Source organism: Actinacidiphila epipremni (assembly GCF_012034175.1).
GTDB lineage: Bacteria > Actinomycetota > Actinomycetes > Streptomycetales > Streptomycetaceae > Actinacidiphila > Actinacidiphila epipremni.
In genome coordinates, this window is the sequence record NZ_JAATEJ010000003.1 from 456,142 (window position 1) to 462,215 (window position 6,074).

Here is a 6,074-nt window from a genome sequence, read left to right on the forward strand (position 1 = left end):
CCTCACCCCGCCGCCCTGCGGGCCGGGTCGGGGAAGCGGCGGAACTGGTAGCCGAAGCCGCGCACGGTCTGGATGCAGCGCTGGTCGCCGGGCGTCGCGGTCTCGCCGAGCTTGGTCCGCAGCCGCTTCACGCACGCGTCGACCAGCCGCGAGTCGCCGTGGTAGCTGTGCTCCCACACCGCCTCCAGCAGCTGCTGGCGGCTGAAGACCCGGCCGGGCGAGGCCGACAGGAGCAGCAGCAGCCGCAGTTCGGACGGCGCGAGCGGTACGGGCACGCCGCCGCGGCTGACGGTCAGGCCCGCCCGGTCGATCGTCAGGTCGCCGTGCTGCTCGGCGCGCGGCGGCGCCTCGGTGCCGCCCGGGCCGCCGCCGACCCGGCGCAGGACGGCGCGGATCCGGGCGTCCAGGACCCGGGCCTGCACGGGCTTGACCACGTAGTCGTCGGCGCCGGCCTCCAGGCCGACGACGATGTCGACGTCGTCGCCGCGCGCGGTCGCCATGATGATCGGCACCTGGTCGTCGACCCGGATGCGGCGGCACACGTCCAGGCCCGGCATGCCGGGCAGCATCAGGTCGAGCACGACGACATCGGGCCGGAAGGTGCGCAGCCCCGCGAGCCCCTCCTCGCCGGTCGCCACCGCGGCGACCTCGTGGCCCTGCCGGCGCAGCGCCAGCAGGAGCCCCTCACGGACGGCGGGGTCGTCCTCGATCAGCAGCAGGCGTGGCATGCACTCAGTATCCGGACCGTTGGCCATGGCCTCGGGTTTTGTTACGGGACGATCACAAAACCGTACCCGTGTACGCGCCTGCCCCAGGTCTCCCGCGGCCCACTCCAGGAACCCGCTTCAGGAACGCCGGCTCACTTCAGGAACGTCGACCAGTCCGGCGACTCGGCCGGGTCGAGGGTGCGCAGCTTCGTGAGGACGGCCGGGTCCTGCGCGTCGAGCCAGTCGCTCAGCTCCTTGAAGGACACGCACTGCACGCCGGGGCGTCCGCACACGTCCTTGACGACGTCCTCGACGGCCTGCATGTAGATCTCGCCGTTCCACGTCTCGAAGTGGTTGCCGATGAAGAGCGGGGCGCGGCTGCCGTTGTAGACCCGCTCGAAGCCGTTGAGGTAGCCCTGCCGTGCCTCGCGCTCCCACTGCGGGTATTTCGCCGGGTTTCCTTGCGTGACGTCGCCGCCGGACTGGTTGTAGAGGAAGTTGAAGTCCATCGCAAGGACCTGCCGGTCCTTGCCCGGGTAGGGCATGAGCTGGAGCGGGAAGTCCCAGACGCCGTCCTTCTTCTGCGGCCACACCTGGAAGTCGCCGGGCGAACTGGCGTCGTAGCGCCAGCCGTTGGCGGCCTCCGCGGGCAGCAGGTTTTTCTGCCCCTCCAGGCAGGGCGCCCGGCCGCCGGCCAGCTCGGTGGCGTAGTCGAAGGGCAGCGGCGGGATGTCGGTGAAGCCGGTGTCGGTCTTCCAGTGCTCGACGAAGGCGTACGCCTGGGAGATCTCGCTCTCCCAGTCCGCGGTGGTCCAGGTGCCGCCGCCGCCCGGGTCGGGGGCGCAGAAGTGGCCGTTGAAGTGCGTGCCGATCTCGTCGCCCTGCTCCCATGCGAGCCGCAGCTGCTGGAGCGTCCAGCGGATGTGCTGGTCGGTGGGGAAGTCGATGGCGGAGTCGCCGGGCCCGTGCCTGGGCGGCTTGTAGAGGGTGCGCTTGTCCTTGGGGACCAGGTAGATGCCGCTGAGGAAGAACGTCATGTGCGCGTTGTAGGTCTGGGCGAGTTCGCGGAAGCGCGAGAAGAGGTGGTCGTCGTTCTCCAGGGCGCCGTCCCAGGAGAAGACCACGAACTGCGGGGGTTTCTCGCCCGGTTTGAGCTTGCGCGGCACCAACTGGTGCGGCTGCGGGCCGGTGTAGGAGGTCGAGCCGTCGCCGATGACATGCGGCTTGCCGTCGTCGGGGGCGGGTGCCGCGGTGGCCTGCGCGGGCGGCGCCGAGGTCGCGGTCGCGCCGGTCGTGCCGGTGGGGTGGGTACGCCGCAGGTCCGCGTCCGGGCCGCCGCCGTGGCCGCGTACGGCGACGAAGGTGCCCGTCGCGCCGAGCAGCCCGGCGCACAGCACACCGCACACCGCGGCGGCCTGCCGCCGGCTGATCCGGCGGGCGTGCGGGTCGCTCTCGGGGATGTCCTCGCCGCTGCGGCGGCGGCGCAGGCGGGGGAGTCGGCTGGCAATTCCCATGGCCCCGACCCTGCGAGCGCTTCATGACCGCGGCTGGCCCGAACTGTCACAGGACGGCAACTGCCCCTCCCGCCACGGCTGTTACCAAGCTGTCGCCTTCCCATCCCGGTCCGGTCCCGTTGCGCTTCCTACGGTGGCCGCCGCCGCGGGCGTGCCGCCCGGGGCGCACGCACGGGCCGGGAGGTGGGGACGGTGCCGCGACGCGGGCCGGAGGGGCGGACGGGGATACGGCGGCGGGCGGCGGCCTTCCCGGCGGGCGTACGGCGGCGGGGCGCGGCTCTGCGCGACGGCGTGCGGCACGGTGTGCGGCACCCGCGGGCGGGGCTGCGGGCCGCGGGCCGGGCGCTGCGTCCGCGCTATCCGCGGCCCGGGCGGCGCGGGGTGCGCCGCTGGCTGCCCTCGGGGCGGCAGGCGGCGCTGGCCTGCTGCTGGGTGCTGGCGCTGCTCGCCGGCCTGGTCGGCTACGGCTACCAGCACACCCGCATCCCCGCCGACCTCAACGCCTTCGCCACCCAGCAGGACAACGTCTACTACTGGGCCGACGGTACCGAGATGGCCCGCGTCGGCCCGATCGACCGGCAGTCCATGCCGCTCAGCCGCATCCCGAAGGCCACCCAGAACGCCGTGCTGGCCGCCGAGGACGCGTCCTTCTACTCCGACCCCGGCATCTCCGTGAAGGGCATCGCCCGCGCGGTGGCGTCCATGGCGACCGGCGGCGAGACGGAGGGCGGCTCCACCATCACCCAGCAGTACGTCAAGAACGTCTACCTCAACCAGGACCGCACCCTGTCCCGCAAGGCCACCGAGATCTTCCTCGCGGTCAAGCTCGACCGGAAGCTCAGCAAGGACACCATCCTCGACGGCTACCTCAACACCAGCTGGTTCGGCCGCGGCGCCTACGGCGTCCAGCGCGCCGCCAAGGCGTACTACGGCAAGGACGTCTCCCAACTCACCGTCAGCGAAAGCGCGTTCATCGCCGCCCTGCTCAAGGGCGGCGGGCTCTACGACCCGGCGGTCAGCGCCGCGAACCACAAGCGTGCCGTGCAGCGCTGGTCGTGGGTGCTGGACCGGATGGTGCGCACCGGCCACCTCTCGCGCGCCGACCGGGCCCGTATCACCGCCTTCCCCGAACCGCTCCCGCCGCCCCGCCCGGCCGGGCTCGGCGGCCAGACCGGCTACCTCGTCGACACCGCCCGCGCGTACATCGCGGCGCACAGCGGCATCACCGACGAGGAGTTCGACCGCGGCGGCTACCAGATCTACACGACCTTCGACAAACCCCGGGTGGACGCGCTCACCTCCGCCGTCCAGGGCCGGCTCGCCGCGCTGCGCCCGGCCGGCCGCGCCGCCGACCGCGACGTCCGGGTCGGCGCGGCCTCGGTCGGCACCGACGGCCGTATCCTCGCCCTCTACGGCGGCCCGGGCTACGTCACGCAGGGCTTCGACGACGCCAACATCTCCATCGTGCCCGTCGGCACCGCCTACGCGCCCTTCGTCTACGCCGCGGGCCTGCGCGACGGCGTCCAGCTGGTCCGCGACGCGCCCCGTACCCCCGTCACCCCCGGCACGCTCTACGACGGCGACGACAGGACGCCCGTCATGACGCCCGAGGGCCCGTACTGGAGCCTGGACGGGAAGATCGTGAAGGTGGCCAACGACGGCGGCCGTTCATGGGGGAGGATCCCGCTGCGGGAGGCGGTCGCGAACGGCGTCAACACGCCGATCGTGCAGCTCGGGATGGATGTCGGGATCGACCGGGTGCGCAAGGCGTCGGTGGACGCCGGGCTGCTGCCGGACAGCGGATTCGCCGAGCAGATACCGCAGTTCTCGCTCGGCACCGCCACGCCGAGCCCGATCCGGGTCGCCGGCGCCTACGCCACCTTCGCCGCACGCGGTACGCACACCGACCCGTACTCGGTGCTGCGCGTCACCCGCGACGGCGAGCGCGTGCCCGTGCAAGGCCCGGCCGTCACGCACCCGTTCAGCCCCACGGTGGCCGGCGAGGTGGGCGACGCGCTCGCCCGCGGCGGCGGCCTGGCCGGCGTCGAGGGGACCGCGCCGGACAACACCTCGGCCTACTACGCCGGTTACGACACGTCGGCAGCAACGGCCGTCGCCCTCTTCCGTATCGACCCCAAGACGCAGCAACTCCAGCCGCTCACCGGCACGACCGGCAGCCGCGAGCCCGAGCACACCGGCAGCCGCTTCCCGGCGCAGATCTGGTCGGCGTACGTGGCGGCGACGCACTGAGGCGCCCCGCGCGCCGGGCTCAGCCCGGGTAGGTCGCCTTGGCGCGCAGGGCCGCGGCGGTCTTGCGTATCCACGGCAGGGCGTCGTAGAGGGCCTGGCCCGGGCAGTCGGTCTCGTAGACGTCGCGGTGGCCGGAGACGACGTTGAGCGAGACCGCCGTGCCCTTGGGGAAGCGGCTGCCGTCATTGCTGGACACCAGCCGGACGTGGCCGAGCGGGCTCACCGACGGGTCGAGCTTCCAGGCGGCTATCTCGGCGATCGCCCGCAGCATCGGCTGCGGCACGGGCTGGCCGGGCCCGAAGTTGCCGAGCGCCGCTATGCCGAGGGTGTCGGTGTTGAAGCCCTCGGTGTGGGCGCCGCGCACGTCCCGGTCGATGCTGCCGGTGCGGCCCTCGTAGATGCCGCCGCAGCGGTCGACGACGAAGTTGTAGCCGAGGTCGTCCCAGCCCAGCGCGATGTGCCGCTGTTCGAGGGCGAGCAGCATCGCCGGGACGTCCTTGGCGCAGTCGTAGTCGTTGGGGTTGTCGGTGTGGTGGATGAAGACCGCGCGCACCGACCGGTCGTAGACCAGCCCGGCGCGCACCGACGCCTGGTCGGCGTGCCAGCCCGCGCGCCCGACGATGACCGGCCGCAGCACCGCCGGGTGCAGCACGGCACGCGGGTGCGTCGGCCCCTGCACCGGGCGTCCCGGTGTGGAGCACGCCCCCAGGAAGACCAGCGCCGTCAGACCCGACAGCAGCATGGCCCGGTACGACTGCATGCCCACCAGCCTCCGGCCGAACCGGGGGTACGGACAGCCGCCGCACGCCGTTCGGGTGAACGCTGCCGCGCTGACCTGCGGGTTCGCCCCGCAGGACCAGGGGCGCTCAGCCGGGCTCTCAGCAGCGGCGGGCCGGGCCCGTGAAGTGCCAGCCGCGGGCCGCGAGCCGGGGCAGCAGCGCCTCGACGGCCTCGACGGTCTGCGAGCGGTCGCCGCCCCCGTCGTGCAGCAGCACCACCGCGCCGGGCGTGAGCCGGCTCTCCACCCGCCGGACCAGCTCCTGCGTGCCGGGCGGCTCCCAGTCCTCGGCCGCGACCCGCCAGCCGAGCGGCACCATGCCGAGCCGCCGGGCCACCTCGGGGGTGCGGCCCCAGCTGCCGAAGGGGGCCCGGAAGTACGGGACGGCGACCCCGGGCACGGCCGCCCTGATCGCCGCCGAGGTCTGCTCCAGGTCCTCGCGGATCCGCTCCTGCGGCCAGTCCGCCATGTCGTCGTGGTGCATGCCGTGGTTGCCCAGCTGGTGGCCGTCCGCCACGATCGCCCGGACGATCTCCGGGTGCGCGAGCGCGTGCGCGCCCCAGAGGCAGAAGACCGCCGTGACCCCGCGCTCCTTGAGCACGGACAGCAGACGGGGGGTGTGGACCGGATGCGGACCGTCGTCGAAGGTCAGCGCCAGGTACGAACCGACCTGGCGGGTGGACTCGACGACGGGTGCCGCGCGGCCGATACGGCCGGTCGGTCCCTCTGCTGTGGTGGTCACGGCGGTGCTCCTGTCGTGCGTACTACCGATGGTGCGGATGGTATGCCGTCGGCATAGGCCGTTTCTGCACAATCGGCATGATC

Annotated in this window: 5 protein-coding genes; 1 reads left to right on the plus strand and 4 read right to left on the minus strand. The window is 73.2% G+C overall.

Annotated elements, in window-relative coordinates:
• Nucleotides 1–2 precede the first annotated feature (2 nt).
• Together HCN08_RS07215 and HCN08_RS07220 are read right to left on the minus strand one after the other, a co-directional pair.
• Nucleotides 3–728: a response regulator transcription factor gene (locus HCN08_RS07215; RefSeq protein ID WP_167982022.1), complete on the minus strand. Its 726-nt coding sequence runs from the start codon at nt 726–728 to the stop codon at nt 3–5.
• Between the two features lie 131 nt (nt 729–859).
• On the minus strand, nt 860–2,221 hold the full coding sequence (locus tag HCN08_RS07220; RefSeq protein ID WP_240969814.1) for a polysaccharide deacetylase family protein: 1,362 nt from the start codon (nt 2,219–2,221) through the stop codon (nt 860–862).
• A 192-nt stretch (nt 2,222–2,413) separates the two neighbouring features.
• On the opposite strand from HCN08_RS07220, the gene HCN08_RS07225 reads away from it, so the two are divergent.
• The gene (locus HCN08_RS07225; RefSeq protein ID WP_322974274.1) at nt 2,414–4,471 is read left to right on the plus strand and encodes a transglycosylase domain-containing protein; all 2,058 of its coding nucleotides are present in this window, start codon (nt 2,414–2,416) and stop codon (nt 4,469–4,471) included.
• Nucleotides 4,472–4,490: 19 nt separating this feature from the next.
• On the opposite strand, the gene HCN08_RS07230 is transcribed toward HCN08_RS07225, so the two are convergent.
• Together HCN08_RS07230 and HCN08_RS07235 are read right to left on the minus strand one after the other, a co-directional pair.
• Entirely contained in the window at nt 4,491–5,231 is a 741-nt protein-coding gene (locus HCN08_RS07230; RefSeq protein WP_240969815.1) for an N-acetylmuramoyl-L-alanine amidase, read from the minus strand.
• Between the two features lie 118 nt (nt 5,232–5,349).
• Nucleotides 5,350–5,991: a polysaccharide deacetylase family protein gene (locus tag HCN08_RS07235; protein WP_167982023.1), complete on the minus strand. Its 642-nt coding sequence runs from the start codon at nt 5,989–5,991 to the stop codon at nt 5,350–5,352.
• Nucleotides 5,992–6,074: the final 83 nt, after the last annotated feature.